This is a genomic window from Blautia sp. AF19-10LB (genome assembly GCF_003461245.1).
Taxonomy (GTDB): domain Bacteria; phylum Bacillota; class Clostridia; order Lachnospirales; family Lachnospiraceae; genus Blautia_A; species Blautia_A intestinihominis.
Genome location: NZ_QTWS01000001.1, coordinates 55,261 through 72,320, shown reverse-complemented (window position 1 = coordinate 72,320; position 17,060 = coordinate 55,261). Strand labels below are relative to the sequence as shown.

At 47.3% G+C, this 17,060-nt stretch carries 15 protein-coding genes and 1 riboswitch; of the genes, 6 read left to right on the top strand and 9 right to left on the bottom strand.

All coding sequences use genetic code 11. From position 1 onward, the window contains the following. Positions 1–212 precede the first annotated feature (212 nt). The 6 genes from DWX28_RS00370 to DWX28_RS00345 form a co-directional block, all read right to left on the bottom strand. Positions 213–2,111 (bottom strand): ABC transporter ATP-binding protein, encoded by a 1,899-nt coding sequence (locus DWX28_RS00370; RefSeq protein WP_022215597.1) that lies wholly within the window; start codon positions 2,109–2,111, stop codon positions 213–215. Continuing rightward, positions 2,104–3,837: an ABC transporter ATP-binding protein gene (locus DWX28_RS00365; protein ID WP_118251346.1), complete on the bottom strand. Its 1,734-nt coding sequence runs from the start codon at positions 3,835–3,837 to the stop codon at positions 2,104–2,106. Before DWX28_RS00365 ends, DWX28_RS00370 begins: the two co-directional genes overlap by 8 nt. Next, positions 3,830–4,318 carry a MarR family winged helix-turn-helix transcriptional regulator gene (locus tag DWX28_RS00360; protein WP_022215595.1) on the bottom strand — a complete coding sequence of 163 codons (489 nt, stop codon included), beginning with the start codon at positions 4,316–4,318 and terminating at the stop codon, positions 3,830–3,832. Before DWX28_RS00360 ends, DWX28_RS00365 begins: the two co-directional genes overlap by 8 nt. A 144-nt stretch (positions 4,319–4,462) precedes the next feature. Further along, complete coding sequence (locus DWX28_RS00355; RefSeq protein ID WP_118251345.1) at positions 4,463–5,209, bottom strand: aminotransferase class IV; 747 nt, start codon at positions 5,207–5,209, stop codon at positions 4,463–4,465. A 19-nt stretch (positions 5,210–5,228) separates the two neighbouring features. After that, on the bottom strand, positions 5,229–6,590 hold the full coding sequence (pabB, locus tag DWX28_RS00350) for an aminodeoxychorismate synthase component I (RefSeq protein ID WP_118251344.1): 1,362 nt from the start codon (positions 6,588–6,590) through the stop codon (positions 5,229–5,231). A gap of 105 nt (positions 6,591–6,695) precedes the next feature. After that, positions 6,696–7,271, bottom strand: coding sequence for an anthranilate synthase component II (locus DWX28_RS00345; RefSeq protein ID WP_118251343.1), 576 nt, complete (start codon positions 7,269–7,271; stop codon positions 6,696–6,698). Between the two features lie 283 nt (positions 7,272–7,554). Next, positions 7,555–7,651, top strand: a riboswitch (THF riboswitch). A gap of 174 nt (positions 7,652–7,825) precedes the next feature. On the opposite strand from DWX28_RS00345, the gene folE reads away from it, so the two are divergent. The 4 genes from folE to folK are packed head-to-tail and all read left to right on the top strand — an operon-like array spanning position 7,826 to position 10,521. Next, the gene (folE, locus tag DWX28_RS00340; protein WP_022215591.1) at positions 7,826–8,383 is read left to right on the top strand and encodes a GTP cyclohydrolase I FolE; all 558 of its coding nucleotides are present in this window, start codon (positions 7,826–7,828) and stop codon (positions 8,381–8,383) included. 11 nt (positions 8,384–8,394) lie between these two features. Continuing rightward, complete coding sequence (locus tag DWX28_RS00335; protein WP_118251342.1) at positions 8,395–8,874, top strand: HD domain-containing protein; 480 nt, start codon at positions 8,395–8,397, stop codon at positions 8,872–8,874. Between the two features lie 13 nt (positions 8,875–8,887). Further along, positions 8,888–9,703 carry a dihydropteroate synthase gene (folP, locus tag DWX28_RS00330; protein ID WP_022215589.1) on the top strand — a complete coding sequence of 272 codons (816 nt, stop codon included), beginning with the start codon at positions 8,888–8,890 and terminating at the stop codon, positions 9,701–9,703. After that, the gene (folK, locus tag DWX28_RS00325; RefSeq protein WP_118251341.1) at positions 9,703–10,521 is read left to right on the top strand and encodes a 2-amino-4-hydroxy-6-hydroxymethyldihydropteridine diphosphokinase; all 819 of its coding nucleotides are present in this window, start codon (positions 9,703–9,705) and stop codon (positions 10,519–10,521) included. Before folP ends, folK begins: the two co-directional genes overlap by 1 nt. A gap of 26 nt (positions 10,522–10,547) precedes the next feature. Here folK and DWX28_RS00320 read toward each other — a convergent pair whose 3' ends face one another. Next, a complete protein-coding gene (locus DWX28_RS00320) occupies positions 10,548–11,219 on the bottom strand; it encodes a YkgJ family cysteine cluster protein (RefSeq protein WP_118251340.1) in 672 nt (223 codons plus the stop codon). A gap of 116 nt (positions 11,220–11,335) precedes the next feature. On the opposite strand from DWX28_RS00320, the gene DWX28_RS00315 reads away from it, so the two are divergent. Both DWX28_RS00315 and DWX28_RS00310 read left to right on the top strand, forming a co-directional pair. Beyond that, entirely contained in the window at positions 11,336–13,117 is a 1,782-nt protein-coding gene (locus DWX28_RS00315) for an ABC transporter ATP-binding protein (protein WP_118251339.1), read from the top strand. Then, entirely contained in the window at positions 13,114–14,877 is a 1,764-nt protein-coding gene (locus DWX28_RS00310; protein WP_118251338.1) for an ABC transporter ATP-binding protein, read from the top strand. The genes DWX28_RS00315 and DWX28_RS00310 overlap by 4 nt, the downstream gene beginning before the upstream one ends. A gap of 131 nt (positions 14,878–15,008) precedes the next feature. Here DWX28_RS00310 and DWX28_RS00305 read toward each other — a convergent pair whose 3' ends face one another. Together DWX28_RS00305 and DWX28_RS00300 are read right to left on the bottom strand one after the other, a co-directional pair. Beyond that, positions 15,009–15,428, bottom strand: a complete 420-nt coding sequence (locus DWX28_RS00305) for a C-GCAxxG-C-C family protein (protein WP_118251337.1) — start codon at positions 15,426–15,428, stop codon at positions 15,009–15,011. Between the two features lie 21 nt (positions 15,429–15,449). Further along, positions 15,450–17,048 carry an ABC1 kinase family protein gene (locus DWX28_RS00300; protein ID WP_118251336.1) on the bottom strand — a complete coding sequence of 533 codons (1,599 nt, stop codon included), beginning with the start codon at positions 17,046–17,048 and terminating at the stop codon, positions 15,450–15,452. Between the last annotated feature and the right edge of the window lie 12 nt (positions 17,049–17,060).

Here is a 17,060-nt window from a genome sequence, read left to right as displayed (position 1 = left end):
TTAATATGTAATCGTTTTCATTGATTTTATTATATTTCTTGTCGATATATTTGTAAACTGTCGTTTTATATAATATTTTCAATATCTTTTTGTGCATAATATATGAAATCGTTTTCGTTTCTGTTTCATAAAAACAAAAAAGAAATGGCATCGGCCCTGCGTAAACAGAACGTCTGCCATTTCTCTTTGTCGTAGGATGATCTTTTATTTTTTTATGAAAGTTCCAGCTTTCCTGTGTAAAGCTGATAATAAGTACCTTTCTGCTTGATCAGATCCTTATGGTCACCTCTCTCGATGATCTTTCCGTGTTCCAGAACAATGATCGCATCGCTGTTTCGGATTGTAGAAAGTCTGTGGGCGATAACAAATACGGTACGGCCTTTCATCAGGTTGTCCATACCCTGCTGAACAATGCTCTCTGTACGGGTATCGATGCTTGAAGTTGCCTCATCAAGAATGAGTACCGGCGGGTCTGCAACGGCTGCCCTGGCAATGGAGAGAAGCTGTCTCTGCCCCTGGGATAATTCCTCGCCGTCACCACTTAACATGGTATCATATCCCTTCGGAAGCATCTGGATAAACTGATCTGCATGGGCAAGTTTGGCTGCTGCATAGATTTCCTCATCTGTCGCATCCAGCTTACCGTAACGGATGTTGTCACGGATCGTTCCGGTAAACAGGTGTGTATCCTGAAGAACGATACCGAGGGAATGTCTCAGGTCGTCTTTTTTGATCTTTGTGATATTGATTCCATCATAACGGATCTTTCCATCCTGGATATCGTAGAAACGGTTGATCAGGTTGGTGATCGTTGTTTTTCCTGCTCCGGTAGAACCTACGAATGCAAGTTTCTGACCCGGTTTTGCATAGAGGCTGATGTCGTGGAGGATGGTTTTGTCCTCATTGTAGCCAAAAGTTACATCTTCGAACCTTACATCACCTTTGAGCTCTGTGTAAGATACAGAACCGTCTGCGGAATGCGGATGTTTCCATGCCCACATGCCCGTTCTCTCCTTGCACTCTGTGATGTTTCCGTTGGCATCTTTTTTCGCATTGACGAGAGTTACATAACCTTCGTCATCCTCCGGCTTCTCATCGATCAGGTTAAAGATACGCTCTGCACCGGCAAGTGCCATGACGATGGAGTTAAACTGCTGTGCCACCTGCATGAACGGCTGTGTAAAGCTCTTGGTAAACTGCAGGTAGGAAGCCATGACACCAAGTGTGATCCCCCCAACTCCTGCAACGGAAAGGATCCCGCCGAGAACTGCTGTCAGGACAAACTGCAGGTTTCCGATGTTTCCGATGACCGGCCCCATCATGTTACCGTATTTGTTCGCCTGTGCCGCACTCTCAAAAAGAGCCTCGTTCAGTTTGTCAAATTCCTCTTCGGATTTCTTTTCATGGTTAAAAACTTTGACAACACGCTGTCCGTTCATACGCTCTTCGACAAAACCTGTCACATCTGCGAGAGACATCTGCTGTCGAACGAAGTATTTTCCACTCTTTGCACCGATCTTTCCTGTGACAAACAGCATCAGGAAAATGATCAAAACCGCCAGGATCGTGAGCAGCGGGCTCAGAACCAGCATGGAAATAAAGGTAACGACAATCGTAAACAGTGCCATCAACGCCTGCGGGATCGCCTGGCTGATCATCTGTCTCAGGGTATCCGTATCATTCGTATAAAGACTCATGATCGAACCGTTTGTATTCTGGTCAAAATAGCGGATCGGCAGAGTCTGCATATGTTCAAACATATCGTCTCGCACTCTCTTTAAGACGCCCTGTCCGATATATACCATCATCCTTGTATAGATAAAAGTCGCAGCAACACCTGCCAGGAAGACACATCCAAGAACCGTCAGCGCCTTATAAAGTCCGGCGAAATCCGGGCTCTTCTGTCCAATCAGAGGAAGGATAAAATCATCCAGAAGATATCTCAGAGAAAGAGAAACTGCTGTTGTTGCCACCGCACTGATCAGGATACAGAAAAATACAAGGATAAACTGAAATTTGTATTTTCCTGTCATATATTTCATAAGACGCTTTGCTGTCTGCAGATCTTTCTTTGTCATTCGCGGTTTTTTATTTTTGCTGTTATTACTCATCCTCTTCGCCTCCCTTCACCTGAGATTCGTATACTTCTCTGTAAATTTCATTTGTCTTCAGAAGTTCTTCGGAAGTTCCCACTCCGACAATCTGGCCGCCATCCAGAACAATGATCTGGTCCGCATCTTCTATAGAAGAAACACGCTGTGCAATGATGATCTTGGTCGTATCCGGGATCTCCTCGCGGAAAGCTTTACGGATCAGGGCATCTGTCTTGGTATCTACCGCACTGGTAGAATCGTCAAGGATCAGGATCTTCGGTTTTTTCAGAAGAGCACGTGCGATACAGAGTCGCTGTTTCTGGCCACCGGAAACGTTATTTCCACCCTGAACGATCATGGTATCGTAGCCATTCGGGAATTCTGTAACGAAACCATCTGCCTGCGCCAGCTTACATACACGTCTTACTTCTTCGTCAGAAGCATGCTCATCACCCCAACGGATGTTTTCGTAGATGAAACCAGAGAAAAGGACGTTTTTCTGGAGCACCATGGATACCTGATCACGGAGCACTTCCAGGTTGTAGTCTCTTACATCGATCCCGCCAACTTTGACTGCACCGCCGGTGACATCGTAAAGTCTCGGGATCATCTGAACCAGTGTGGATTTGGCACTTCCTGTTCCACCGATGATTCCGACTGTCTGTCCGGATTTAATATGAAGGTTTACATCTTTCAGCGAAAGATTTCCGCCCTCTCCGGCATAGCTGAAGTTTACATGGTCAAAAACGATATCGCCGCTCGGGACTTCTCTGACTGCATCAGATCTGTCCTGCATCTCAGGCACTTCATTAAGAACCTCTGTGATACGGTCTGTAGAAGCCTCTGCGATCATGATCATAACAAATACAAAAGTTACCATATTCAGAGACATCAGGATCTGCAGTGCATAGACGATCACACTTGTCAGCTCACCTGTCTCCATGGTTCCAAACACAATACTGCGTCCACCGATCACAGCGATCAGAAGAACGACCGCATACATCATAAACTGCATGGTCGGCGCATTCCATGCAACGATCTTTTCAGCCTTTGTGAACAGGGTATAAACGTATTTGGATACCCCATGGAATTTATTTACCTCATAATCTTCTCTTACAAAAGCTTTCACTACACGGGCAGCGTTGACGTTTTCCTGAACGGAATTGTTCAGCTCATCGTACTCGTCAAATACTTTGATAAAATGCGGATGTGCTTTTTTTGCAATGTACATCAGTGCGCCGCCGAGAACCGGGATCACGACCAGGAACAGAAGTGCGATCTTGACATTGATCAAAAGTGTCATGACCCAAGATAAGATCACCATGATCGGAGCTCTCGCCAGAAGACGGATACTCATCATGTATGCCATCTGTACGTTTGTGATATCGGTCGTCATTCGTGTGACCAGACCGGATGTGGAAAAATGGTCAATGTTTTTGAATGAAAAATCCTGTACCTTATAAAAAATATCGTGACGAAGATTTTTCGCATATCCTGCCGCTGCAACTGCTGCCATATTTCCGGCCTGCACGCCAAAAAACAGCGCGAGCATCGCCATTGCGACCAGGATGATCCCCCTCTGTACGATGTATCCCAGATCACCGTTGGCGATACCAACGTCGATGATCTTTGCCATCTCCAGAGGAATGAGCACTTCCATCAGTACTTCGAGGATGACAAGGATTGGAGCCAGCATGGACTGCTTCTTGTATTCTCTGATGGATTTAAAAAGTGTCTTATTCATCTTTTTGATTTTCCTCCTTATTCATTTCTGACAGATTACACAGCATCTGTCCCAATGCTTTTTTGCAGATCAGAACATCCTCCGGGGCTATCCCTTCGATCAGCCTTGCCTCTGTTTTCTGGATATGTTCCAGGATCTTCGGCCGCATCTCTTCTGCTTTCGCAGTCGGAACGATCCGTTTCAGCCTGGCATCCTTCTTTACACTTTCTCTGTAAATATACCCATGTTTCTCCATGAGTTTGAGGATCCCTGTGACTGTGGATTTCCTGATCTGAAATTCTTCTTCAATATCCTTCTGATAAAGGTCTCTGTGGAGAGACTCCAGAAGAACAAATTTCAGCACATGTTTCTGCATGATCGTCAGCTCATCGTTCTCGATCGCCGATGCCACACTGTTGGAATCCCGCTTCATCTGATGCGACATCATATGGATCAGCCTTCCCACGTGCATATTTGTCAGTTTTTCTTCCGTTTCTTTCATCGAAACAGCGAGTTCCCCCTTTCACCGATTCCTTAAATTAGTTCGCATCCTAACTTTTGATATTATACAAATATGATTTTTTAATGTCAAGTTGTTTTATCTATTTTTTTGTGTGAACTTTTGTACACAAAAAAATGCCCCTCCTTACAGGGACATTTTCTGGCTTTCGTATAGGGTCCGGACTTCGTCGGCTCTGGTTCTGTGGGGGAAGCAGATGTTCCCGAGCTGGCGGACGGGCATGACTCCCATGAGGGAATTTGTCACGAAACATTCGTCATAATACATCAGTTCTTCCGGGTAGATCACCGTTTCGTTTACTTCGAAGTTCTCAAGAACATATTCCCGCAGGATGCCCGGAAGGAGCCCGCAGGAAAGCTGTGGAGTGTAGATCTTGTTTTTGCGGACAAAGAAAATATTGCTGACTGCGCCCTCGCAGATCTGCCCTTTGGTGTTCAGAAAAACTCTCTCCTGGATCCCGGCTGCTGTGGCGGCTCTTTTTTCGAGGATGCAGTCGCCATAGTTCAGGGTCTTGTGGTACACAAGCTGAGAGGTTTCATTTCGTTTCACCTTGCTGATATCGGCTACGAATCCCCGGAGATATTTTTCTTCTGTATATGGATTGCCTCGCATCTGAAAGAGCACGTTTTCGCCGGAAAGAACGACCTTTACCGCTCCGTGCCGTGTTTCCTCTTCACTCTGATCTGCGATAAATTTGTGGACCGCTTCTTCTGTGACACCCCGCACAGAAGCCGGACCAAATCCAAAAAACGCTGCCGCCCTCTCAAGTCTCCTCAGATGACGGTCAAGCAGGATCGGTCTTCCCTCTTCTACTGCAATCGTCTCAAATGCACCCAGTCCGAACTGGAACCCCTCATCTAATTTAATGTCCATACCGTTCCCCCATACTTTTTTAGCTTAACGCTTCCAGAATCGCCTTCGCTTTCTGGAGCGTCTCCTCATACTCAAACTCCAGATCAGATTCCGCTGTGATGCCGCCGCCTGCGCCGAGGAAATATTTCCCGTCTTTGTGAAGGGCAGTGCGGATCACGATGTTGAAATCACAGTCTCCATCCAGGGTCAGATATCCTATAGATCCAGTATACAGATTTCTCTTCCCATGTTCAAGTTCATCTATGATCTCCATCGCACGATATTTCGGAGCCCCTGTGATCGACCCGCCTGGAAATGCTGCTTCCAGAAGGTCTACAAAGTTTTTGCCCTCTTCCAGAGCTCCCTCGATGTCAGAAACGAGGTGAAAAACAGTCGCGTATTCTTCTACTGTAAAAAGTTCTGTCACCTTCACACTGCCCGGTTTACACACCCGATTCAGGTCATTTCGTTCCAGATCGACGATCATCAGGAGTTCACTCTTGTCCTTCTCAGAGTTTTCCAGTTCGGTACGCATCAGAAGGTCTTCTTCCAGAGTCGCGCCTCTTTTTCGTGTACCTTTGATCGGTCTTGTGTTGACGTGACCTTTTTTCATCTTGAGGAAACGTTCCGGAGAAGCACAGACGATCTGGAAATCGCCATGATCCATGTACCCGCCGAACGGTGACGGATTGTTTTTGCGAAGGTCATAAAAAACATCCAGTGGAGCCTTATCGCTCTCGATGGTGAGCTGCTGTGTCATGTTTGTGATGTAGATATCTCCTTCTATAATATAGTGGATCATGTCGTCCACGGCTTTTTTGTATTCTTCTTTTTCGAAGTTCGGTGTTACGATGATATTGTGAGGAACTCTCTGTTCTTCTTTTCTCTCTGTCCGCTGCCGGATTTTCTGCTCCATTTCCCGGATCTTCTCAGAAGCATCCGCTGTGATCCCATTTGCAACCAGATATGCTTCTTTCTGGTGACAGTCCTCAATGAGATAGACATCATAAAAGGTCAGCACGGCATCCGGGATCTCCACGAGGTCTTTTTCCCCGGACGGAACGCCCTGCAGTTTGCGCCCATAATCATAAGAAAAATATCCCACTGCGCCGGAGACCAGCGGAAGCTCGCTCTCATTCTGATCGACATGGTCTCTCAGGTAGTTTCGCAGATAATCTTCAAAGGTGATCCCTGTCTCTTCTTTTTCATTGATAAAAAATTTCTCCCCGTCCTTCACCAGTTTGAGGTACGGGCAGGCTCCAATAATGGAAAATCTTCCAAGGTCATTGACCAGAGAAGAATCCAGGAATACACAATCCTGCTCCGATGCCAGCGCGCGGAAAGTTTCTGCCACCGGTATATATGTAGTTAATTTTTTGATCTGTCGTTGTTTATGGTACATAGTTTTTCCTTCCTGTCATTAATCCCTGCTCACTTTTTTGCAGAAACTGCTATTGTATAAAAATTCATTTTTCTTCTATATATAAATGCATCATTGCTATATAGCTCACGCATTCTCCGCGATCCGGCAGAAATTCTCAAGGATCTCATGTCCATACTCCGTAAGAACTGCCTCCGGGTGGAACTGCACGCCGTACAAAGGCAGTATCTTATGAGAGATTCCCATAACAGCTCCATCCTCTGCCACAGCGTCCACCTGCCATTCTGAGGGAACACTTTCCTTATCTACGATCAGAGAATGATATCTCGTCACACGAAACTTCTCAGGAAGCCCGCCAAAAACTCCCGTTCCCTGGTTGTGGAGCGGTGTAACCTTACCATGCATCGGACGCTCCCCCTTGTGGACAGACGCACCGCTGCAGAATCCAAGCACCTGATGTCCAAGGCAGACTCCGAGGATCGGAATCCTTCCCTGAAATCTCCTGACTGCCTCCACACACACAGCCGCATCCCACGGACGCTTCGGTCCCGGGGAAAGGATGATCCCCTCCGGGTTCATTTTCTCAATCTCCTCCATCGTGATCTGGTCACTGCGCCGCACCAGGATCTTCCGTCCCAGTTCCTCAAAGTAAGCCTTGAGATTATATACAAATGAATCATAATTATCGATCATCAAATACATATGCGTTCCCTCCTGCATTAAAAACATACAAAAAAAGGGACAACAACCGCGCACAAAAAAATGCACACAGTCGTTATCCCTGATCGGTCCGTAATCTGCGAATCTCTTTTTTCTATAAAGTAACTCTATGCTACCACAGCCAGCCCTTGCCGTCAAGGTTTATCTTTTTCCATCGAATATTGTCTTTTTTTATCAGTTTGCTGTAAAATGATGCCTTTTTTCGATAAATTTTATCTTTTATATCTCATGCATATATGCTATACTAAACTCGAAATGAATGATATGCAAAATAGGACTTTATGCGTCAAGTGTTCAGCGAATGGGGAGTTGTCGCTGAAACGAAAAGTACGTCTTACGGTATAGAGCCCGCACCCGTTGCGACAATATAAGAGGATATCTCATATTGTGTAGGGATACGTTTTTCGACATACGTTCTATCACAATTGGAGATATCTTTTTGCTTTTATAAATCACAGTATTACCTCGACAAAAAAAAGACAATCTCCATGGTATCGTAAATTTTTATTTATATTTCAAGGAGGTTGTCATTTTTTATGGTAGACAAAGCAAAAGTAGAACAGGCGATCCGTCTTCTTCTCGAAGGGATCGGTGAAAATCCTGACCGTGAAGGACTTAAAGATACACCAGACCGTATCGCACGTATGTGCACCGAAATCTACGGTGGTCTGGACGAAGAAGCTGACCAGCATCTTCTGAAACAGTTCCAGGTAGAGAACAACGAGATGGTTCTCGAAAAGGACATCACTTTTTATTCCATGTGCGAACATCATCTGATGCCATTTTACGGCAAGGCACACATTGCCTATATCCCGAATGGCAAAGTAACCGGTCTCAGCAAGCTCGCCCGTACTGTAGACGTTTATGCAAGAAGACCGCAGATCCAGGAACGACTGACTGTTCAGATCGCAGATGCCCTGGATCGTGTTCTTGAACCAAAGGGAGTTATGGTCATGCTTGAAGCAGAACACACCTGCATGACAATGCGCGGAATCAAGAAACCAGGCAGCAAGACCATGACCGTTATCACCAGAGGCGAATTCAAGAATAATATCGAACTCCAGAAACAGTTCCTCGCCATGGTAAAAGACTGATGGAGCCAGCGATGAAGAGAGTCCAGGAAATCTGGGAACACCCCCTCTATCAGCAGAATCTTAAGGAACTGACCCGACTTGAGGCAGACCGTATATTCTGCCGGCACACCCCGGAGCATTTCCTTGATGTAGCACGTCTTGCTTACATATTTTCACTGGAACGTGGAATTTCCTGTCCCCGTGAACTTATTTACTGCACTGCCCTTCTCCATGATATCGGCCGTGCAGAACAGTATACTGTCGGGACACCTCACGACGAGGCAGGTGCCCGCATTGCAGAAACGATCCTTTCTGACCTTGACTTCTCTTCCGAAGAAAAAGAAGCGATCCTCTCTGCGATCCGCGAGCACCGTTCTTCCAGTGATGAGGTTCCAGTGCTCAGCCAGCTCATCTACGAAGCTGACAAAAAATCCAGGAATTGTTTTCTCTGTGTGGCAGAACCAGAATGCTACTGGTCCCCGCAGAAAAAAAATATGACAATTCAATACTAAAGGAGAACCTGTCATGAAAATAGGAAATCGTGAATTCGATGTAACTAACAGAACATATATCATGGGAATCCTCAACGTAACACCGGATTCCTTCTCAGACGGCGGCAAATGGAACACCATGGATCACGCCCTCAAGCACGCAGAAGCCATGATCGCTGACGGTGCGGATATTCTGGATGTCGGCGGCGAGTCTACCCGTCCGGGCCATACACCGGTCAGTGCAGAGGAAGAAGCTGCCCGTGTCGTTCCAGTCATCGAGGCACTCCGCAAGCATTTCGACGTGCCGATCTCCGTTGACACTTACAAAGGAAGCGTTGCTGATGTCGCTGTTCAGGCAGGCGCAGACCTTGTAAACGATGTCTGGGGACTCAAATACGACCCGGAAATGGCCGGTGTCATCGCAAAGCACGACGCTGCCTGCTGCCTGATGCACAATAAGGCAAACACAGAATACAATAACTTCCTTATTGATATGCTTGCAGAGACACAGGAATGTGTCAACATCGCAAGAAAAGCCGGCATCAAAGATGAGCGCATCATCCTCGACCCGGGTGTAGGCTTCGGCAAAACTTACGAGATGAACCTGGAGACCATGAACCATCTGGAACTTTTCCAGCACCTTGGATTCCCGGTACTGCTCGGAACTTCCCGCAAGTCCATGATCGGTCTTGCTCTGGATCTCCCGGTTGACCAGCGTGTAGAAGGTACCATTGCCACTTCCGTCATCGGCGTTATGAAGGGCTGTGCTTTCGTCCGCGTCCACGATGTCAAAGAAAACAAACGTGCCGTACTGATGACTGAAGCAATTCTTGGAAGGAACATAAAATAATGGATAAGATCGAGATCAGAAACCTTGAGATTTTTGCAAACCACGGAGTATTTCCGGAGGAAAATGTACTCGGACAGAAATTTGTCGTATCTGCGACTCTTTACACAGATACCCGAAAGGCCGGCCTGACCGATGAGCTGACAGCCTCCATCCATTACGGAGAAGTCAGCCACATGATCACGAAGTTCGCCAAAGAGCACACCTACAAACTTCTCGAAGCTCTCGCCGAAAATCTCTGCCAGATGCTCCTTTCGGAACTGCCCTTATTAAAAAAGATCACACTCCGCATCGAGAAACCATGGGCTCCTGTAGGGCTTCCGCTCGATACCGTTGCCGTTGAGATCACCAGAAGCTGGCACACTGCCTATGTAGCTTTCGGCTCCAACCTCGGGGACAAAAAGAAATACCTGGATAACGGGATCCAGGGACTCAAAGATACACCAGACTGCGAAGTGGAAGCTGTGTCCAAATATCTGGTCACAGAACCTTACGGTGGTGTAGAACAGGATGAATTTCTGAATGGAGTCCTGAGACTCCGTACACTCCTGACTCCGGAAGAACTGCTCGACAGACTTCATGAACTGGAGGCAGAAGCCAACCGCGAACGCCTGATCCACTGGGGGCCACGTACCCTGGATCTTGACATTCTCTTTTATGACAATGAGATCATCGACACTCCGGATCTTCACATTCCGCATATCGACGTGCAAAACCGTGATTTTGTGCTGAAACCGATGGATGAGATCGCATCACACTACCGTCATCCGGTACTGAACAAAACCATCCACCAGCTTCTCGATGAACTTCTCGCCAAATAAAGCTTTCAGACCTTCTGAGTCCGGAGTCATACTCCAAGGCTCAGAAGGTTTTTTGCTTCTTTCAGACGTTCGTAGAACTGTGCATAGAAGTCCTGTGATTCTTCATACGGTTTCGTATAGAAACGGCTGATCACATACATATTCAGGTTTCTGATCAGTTCCGTGTCCTCTGTCTGATAAAAAACTTCCTGCACATCCAAAAGGAACTGATGCCAGTCCCAGACAAATTTCTCGTACTGCCGAAGATCCGGTGTGTCGATCCATTTCTTTACTTTGATCTTGGAGCGGTTTTTCTTCGCACATTCATGGATCTGGATGATATACTTAAAGCCATCTTCTGTATAATATCTTCCAAGTGGAAACAGGCGGCAGAATCCCGGACGGATCGCATGCACAGAACATCTGCCCTCTTCATTTAAGAACACACAGCTCTCTTCTTTTCCCTTCATCATCAGATGTGGAAGGATATTTCCGTCAGATACGCCAAGTTCCAGAACTGTCCCGATCAGTTCCTGTGGCTGTTTTCCAAGTCCTCTTGACAGACGACAGACATCATACGGATCCAGGATCACAGAATCTCCCATTCCCTTACAGCAGTCGCAGCATCCCTTACAATCCTGACAGTCTGCCTTTACCATATCATTTGCATCATATAATCTTCCATCTGAAATCTCTTCCAGAGTTACCTCACGCCGCATATTTCTACCCCTTTTCTTCTATAATAAGTAAATATTGTTTTTAATCGTTGCAAGCCTTATGATACAGGACTATAATAGGGATTGTCAATCATCAAGAAAAATGGAGGAAACACAAAATGCGATCTCTCGCAATCTACCTGAGAAACTACAAGAAAGAAAGCATCCTTGCACCTTTCTTCAAATTTCTGGAAGTTGTGTTTGACCTGCTTGTTCCGGTAGTCATCGCCCAGATCATCGATGTGGGTATCACAGGAAATGACCGTCATTACATTATCGAACGGTTTTTTATCCTTGTCCTGATGGCTGCTGCAGGACTTACAGTCAGCATCACAGCCCAGTTTTTTGCTGCAAAGGCCAGCGTTGGATTTGCCACAGAACTCCGTCAGGCTGTCTATGACCATGTACAGAAACTTTCTTACACGGAACTCGACACCCTCGGAACAGACACTCTGATCACCCGCCTTACCGACGATATCAACCAGGTACAGAATGGTGTAAATATGGGACTTCGTCTTCTTCTTCGAAGCCCGTTTATCGTACTCGGCTCCATGGTCATGGCATTCACCATCAACTTCCGCTGTGCCCTGGTCTTCGCCGTTGCGATCCCATTCCTGTTTCTGGTCGTTTTTGTGATCATGTATCTCAGTATCCCGCTTTTCCGCAAGGTACAGAGCCGTCTGGATACCGTCACAAGACTGACCAGAGAAAACCTCACCGGTGTACGCGTCATCCGTGCATTCTGCCGCGAAAAAGAATCCGTACAGGAATTTGACGAGAGCAACGAACAGCTCACTAAATTAAATGAATTCGTCGGCAGACTTTCTGCCCTTCTCAATCCGGTGACTTACGTACTCATCAACATCGCGACTGTCATCCTGATCAGCAACGCCGGTCTCCAGGTAAACCTTGGAAACATGCAGCAGGGTGAGGTCGTAGCGCTCTACAACTATATGGCACAGATGATCGTCGAGCTTATCAAACTGGCTTCCCTGATCATCACCCTCAACAAATCCGCAGCCTGTGCAGGCCGTGTGGCAGATATCCTCAAAGTAAAAACTTCCATGGAGTACCCGGCAGCTTCCGCTGCTCAGACTTCCGGCAAAAATGCCCTCGAATTCGAGAACGTTACTTTTGCCTATGCAGGTTCCAGCGAACCAAGCCTTTCCGATATCAGCTTCTCTGTCAAAAAAGGCCAGACAGTTGGTATCATCGGCGGTACCGGAAGCGGTAAATCCACACTTGTCAATCTGATCGCACGTTTTTATGATGCGACACAGGGTACTGTCCGTATTGATGGACAGGATATCCGCAGTTACAGCCAGCATGACCTCCGTGAAAAAATCGGTGTTGTACCACAGCGTGCAGCCCTCTTTAAAGGAACGATCCGCGAAAACATGAAATGGGGACGCGACGATGCCACAGATGCAGAGATCTGGGATGCACTCACAACAGCCCAGGCGCGTGAGATCGTCGAAGGCAAGGATGGTCAGCTTGATTTCAAACTGGAACAAAATGGCCGCAACCTTTCCGGAGGACAGAAACAGCGTCTCACCATCGCGCGTGCCGTTGTCAAGAAACCAGAATTCCTGATCCTGGACGACAGTGCCAGTGCACTTGACTTTGCGACAGATGCAGCACTTCGTAAATCCCTGCATCAGTTGAGCGGCAATGTCACCACCTTCCTGGTATCTCAGCGAGCTGCCAGCATCCGTCAGGCAGACCTGATCCTCGTTCTGAACGATGGTGAGCTTGTCGGCAAAGGCATTCATGATGACCTGATCCGCTCCTGCGAGATCTACCGAGCGATCTACTTCTCCCAGTTCCCTGAAGAACGGGCAAAATATGATTCTTCAAAAACTGCCGTTTCCGGCAATGCTGCGGAGGTGACCTTATCATGAGTACAAAAAACAAACAGCAGTCAAATGCAAACAGCACAGAAACTTTGTGGAAGGTACTCCGTTTCATCGGAAGATACCGTCTGCTCCTGATTCTCAGTATCATCCTTGCCGCAGTCTCCGTAGTCCTTCAGCTCTACGTGCCGGTACTGTTTGGTGACGCAATCGACCAGGTCGTTGCAGAACATCAGGTAAACTTCCAGAGGATGTGGTATTACCTTTCCAGGATCCTTGTCATGGTCGTTGTATCCAGTCTTGCTACCTGGATCATGAACATCATCAACAACCGTATGACTTTCCGTACCGTGCAGGACATCCGTGCCAAAGCGATCCGTCACATCCAGAAGCTTCCGCTTTCCTATCTGGACGGACACAGTACCGGAGATATCATCAGCCGTGTCATTGCGGATACGGATATCCTTTCCGATGGTCTTCTGCTTGGATTTACACAGCTTTTTTCCGGTATCGTGACGATCATCGGTACTCTGATCTTCATGTTTTCCAAGAACTTCTGGATCACACTGATGGTCATTGTCCTGACACCACTCAGCTTCTTTGTGGCAAAATTCATTTCCTCACGTTCTTTCCATATGTTCCGGAAACAGAGTGATGCCCGCGGCCGTCAGACTGCTCTCATCGAGGAAATGATTGGAAACCAGAAGATCGTTCAGGCATTTGGTTACGAGGACAAATCCTCTGCTCGCTTTGCCGAGATCAACCAGGAATTAAAGGAATGCAGCCAGAAAGCTGTCTTCTACAGTAGTCTGACCAACCCGTCTACCCGTTTCGTAAACAACGTCATCTACGCAGGTGTAGCTCTGGTCGGTGCCTTTATGATTCCTGGCGGTGCTCTGACTGTCGGCGGACTTTCTGTACTGCTCTCCTATGCGAACCAGTACATGAAACCATTCAATGATATCAGTTCCGTTATCACAGAACTTCAGAACGCACTTGCCTGCGCCACCAGAATCTTCGCACTTCTGGAAGAAGAACCGGAAAGCAAAGATCCTGAGGAAACGATTTCCGATGTTAAAGGTGAAGTCGATATCGACAATGTCAGCTTCCGCTATGTTCCGGACAAGAAGCTTATCGAAGACTTCAATCTCCATGCAGAGCCTGGTAAACGTATCGCGATCGTTGGACCGACCGGATGCGGTAAAACTACTTTTATCAACCTGCTGATGAGATTTTATGATGTGACCGGAGGAACCATTTCCATCGACGGACATCCGATCAACGAGATCTCCCGCCATTCCTTACGAAGCAGCTTCGGTATGGTCCTTCAGGAAACCTGGATCAAAAACGGTACTGTCCGTGACAATATCAACATCGGCAAACCAGATGCCACTGACGAAGAGATCATCGAGGCAGCAAAGCGTTCCCACAGCTGGGAATTCATCCGCCGTCTCCCGGACAAACTTGATACCATGCTCAAGGAAGACAGCTTAAGCCAGGGTGAGAAGCAGCTTCTGTGCATCACCCGTGTCATGCTCTGCCTGCCGCCTATGCTGATCCTGGATGAAGCAACATCAAGCATCGATACACGAACCGAACTCATGGTTCAGGAAGCGTTTGATCGTCTGATGGAGGGTCGTACCAGCTTCATCGTTGCACACCGTCTGTCCACGATCCGAAATGCAGACGAGATCCTCGTCATGAAAGACGGAAGCATCATCGAACAGGGCTCTCACGAAGAACTGATGGCGAAAGGCGGATTTTACCAGAATCTTTATAACAGCCAGTTTGTCAAAGTTGCTGAATGATCCTGGATCTTTCGTAAAGATCAATGAATGCACCGCCGGTGTTTCCTCAATATGCAATATCAAAAAATCCTGCCGGACCAGAAAGGTATTCCTCTCTGCTGTGGCAGGATTTTTGTTTGTTATTGATATTATTATTTCTCTTTCTGTGATGCCAGATATTCTTCTGTCAGGGCAACTGCATCGCGGATGCAGTCCGGGCAGGCACGGAGAATTTTTCCGGTCTCTACGCCTTTGAGGTCGCGGCAGAGATAGGAGCCGTTCTGCTCTGCAAATTTGTTGATGTAGGCTTTGGCTTTCTTGTAGGTATCGCCCTTGGTCATCTTGCCTTTCTCCGGATCTCCCACACTGTTCTGCAGTCCGATCACCATCATCATTCCTGACAGCGCACCGCACATATCCATGATCCCCATTCCGAAACCAAATCCTTCTGCGATCTTGAACATCTCTTCTCTGTCCACTCCAAACTCCTCACAGAATGAACATGCAACTGCCTGTGCACAGTTATATCCCTGATCGTGAAATGCGATCGCCTGTTCTGCTTTTGTACTCATTTAAAAAAATTCCTCCTGGTATTATTTTTTTGAAAAAAAGTGTTTCAAAAACACATACATCACAATGATAAACGCACTGATATACCCCAGTGCTCCCAACGCCGGGATCCCCCACAGCTTTGGCTTCATATCTGTCGTACAGATAATACTGGAACTGATCAGAAGTGCCATCACCCACAGTCCCATAACGATATTTCGCACCAGCCTTCGGAGCAGTCTGGAAAGATCATCTGCCACATGGAGATCCAGATTGATCTTCGTCTGTCCCTTCATGCAGCCCTGCAGAAAATCTGCTGCAAGCGACGGAACTTCGATGGATTTCTTGAAGGACCGGTAGATGTTTTTGGTATTTGCCCTGAGCTCCTTCTTCCAGTTTCCCTCGCCAAAAAATTCTTCTTTGATGCGGGCTGCCGCAATCTGGACCATATTGATCTCCGGACTGATATCTGCAAGGACTCCTTCTACATGAGTCAGACCCCGCGCCAGCATGGTAAGTCCGTGAGGCATCATGATCTTGTTTTCCTTCATGACCTCCATGAGATCTACCATGACCTCTGCAAGATCGATATTTCCGATATCTGCAGTTCCATATTTCTCCATCAGATCCTGGATATCCTGATAGAGCTTGCTGTGGTCGGGTTTGCCCTTGAATTCTCCAAGTGCCAGAACTGCATCCTGGATCTTTCCGATATCATTCAGTGCCACGCCTTCCACAGCCTGGCTGATCAGTTCTCTGTCTCTCTCCGTGAGCCTTCCCATCATCCCCATATCGATCCAGACGATCTTGCCGCCCTGGATCCGCACATTGCCAGGATGAGGATCCGCATGGAAAAAGCCATCCTCGATCACCTGCTTGATAAAGTTGTCCACAAACTTGCTTCCGATCTCATTCAGGTCATAGCCGTTCTGCAGAAGTTTTTCTTTATCGTTAATCGCGATCCCGTCAATATATTCCATGACCAGTACATGCGTCGTCGTATATTCCCGATACAGGATCGGCGTTTTTACAAAGGCAACGCCCTTGTTCTTTTTGGCAAACTCGGAAATGTTGGCGGCTTCTGTCAGGAAGTTCATCTCCTCCTGTGTCACTGTCCACAGTTCGCTTAAGACCATGTTCAGGTCAACGGCACCCTTGATGCTGACCGGCGGCATCAGCCGCACTGCCTTGTGCATCAGGCCAATGTCCCTTGCCATCGTCTCGTAGATTCCCTTGCGCTGTACTTTGACGACAACTTCCTCGCCTGTTTTGAGCGTTGCCCGGTGAACCTGTGCAATGGAGGCGGAACCGAGTGGTCGCTCCTGGATCTCTTTGAACTCTGCCTGCCAGGGACATCCCATCGACTCTTCCAAAACCTCGATCACCTCCGAAAAAGGCATCGGCGGTACATCGGAACACAGTTTCATCAGCTCATCACAGTAACGCTTGGGAAGGATGTCTGAACGAAGTGACATAAGCTGACCCAACTTGATATAAGTTGGGCCCAGATCTTCCAGTATAAGACGAAGTTTCTCCGGAGAGACACCTCGCGTGATAGAATGTTTCTTCAGAACAGCGGTGATTTCTTTGAGGCGCTCTCCGTAGCCGTCTTTCTGCTCTGCTTCATTGTCTGGTCTGCTCATTTGCTGCTCCGT

Coding starts and splice junctions, on each gene's coding strand:
- DWX28_RS00355 (WP_118251345.1), bottom strand. CDS start 5,209: ATGGACATTAAATTAGATGAGGGGTTCCAGTTCGGACTGGGTGCATTT.
- DWX28_RS00365 (WP_118251346.1), bottom strand. CDS start 3,837: ATGAATAAGACACTTTTTAAATCCATCAGAGAATACAAGAAGCAGTCC.
- folK (WP_118251341.1), top strand. CDS start 9,703: ATGGATAAGATCGAGATCAGAAACCTTGAGATTTTTGCAAACCACGGA.
- folE (WP_022215591.1), top strand. CDS start 7,826: ATGGTAGACAAAGCAAAAGTAGAACAGGCGATCCGTCTTCTTCTCGAA.
- DWX28_RS00345 (WP_118251343.1), bottom strand. CDS start 7,271: ATGTATTTGATGATCGATAATTATGATTCATTTGTATATAATCTCAAG.
- DWX28_RS00360 (WP_022215595.1), bottom strand. CDS start 4,318: ATGAAAGAAACGGAAGAAAAACTGACAAATATGCACGTGGGAAGGCTG.
- DWX28_RS00300 (WP_118251336.1), bottom strand. CDS start 17,048: ATGAGCAGACCAGACAATGAAGCAGAGCAGAAAGACGGCTACGGAGAG.
- DWX28_RS00310 (WP_118251338.1), top strand. CDS start 13,114: ATGAGTACAAAAAACAAACAGCAGTCAAATGCAAACAGCACAGAAACT.
- pabB (WP_118251344.1), bottom strand. CDS start 6,590: ATGTACCATAAACAACGACAGATCAAAAAATTAACTACATATATACCG.
- DWX28_RS00315 (WP_118251339.1), top strand. CDS start 11,336: ATGCGATCTCTCGCAATCTACCTGAGAAACTACAAGAAAGAAAGCATC.
- DWX28_RS00305 (WP_118251337.1), bottom strand. CDS start 15,428: ATGAGTACAAAAGCAGAACAGGCGATCGCATTTCACGATCAGGGATAT.
- DWX28_RS00335 (WP_118251342.1), top strand. CDS start 8,395: ATGAAGAGAGTCCAGGAAATCTGGGAACACCCCCTCTATCAGCAGAAT.
- DWX28_RS00320 (WP_118251340.1), bottom strand. CDS start 11,219: ATGCGGCGTGAGGTAACTCTGGAAGAGATTTCAGATGGAAGATTATAT.
- folP (WP_022215589.1), top strand. CDS start 8,888: ATGAAAATAGGAAATCGTGAATTCGATGTAACTAACAGAACATATATC.
- DWX28_RS00370 (WP_022215597.1), bottom strand. CDS start 2,111: ATGAGTAATAACAGCAAAAATAAAAAACCGCGAATGACAAAGAAAGAT.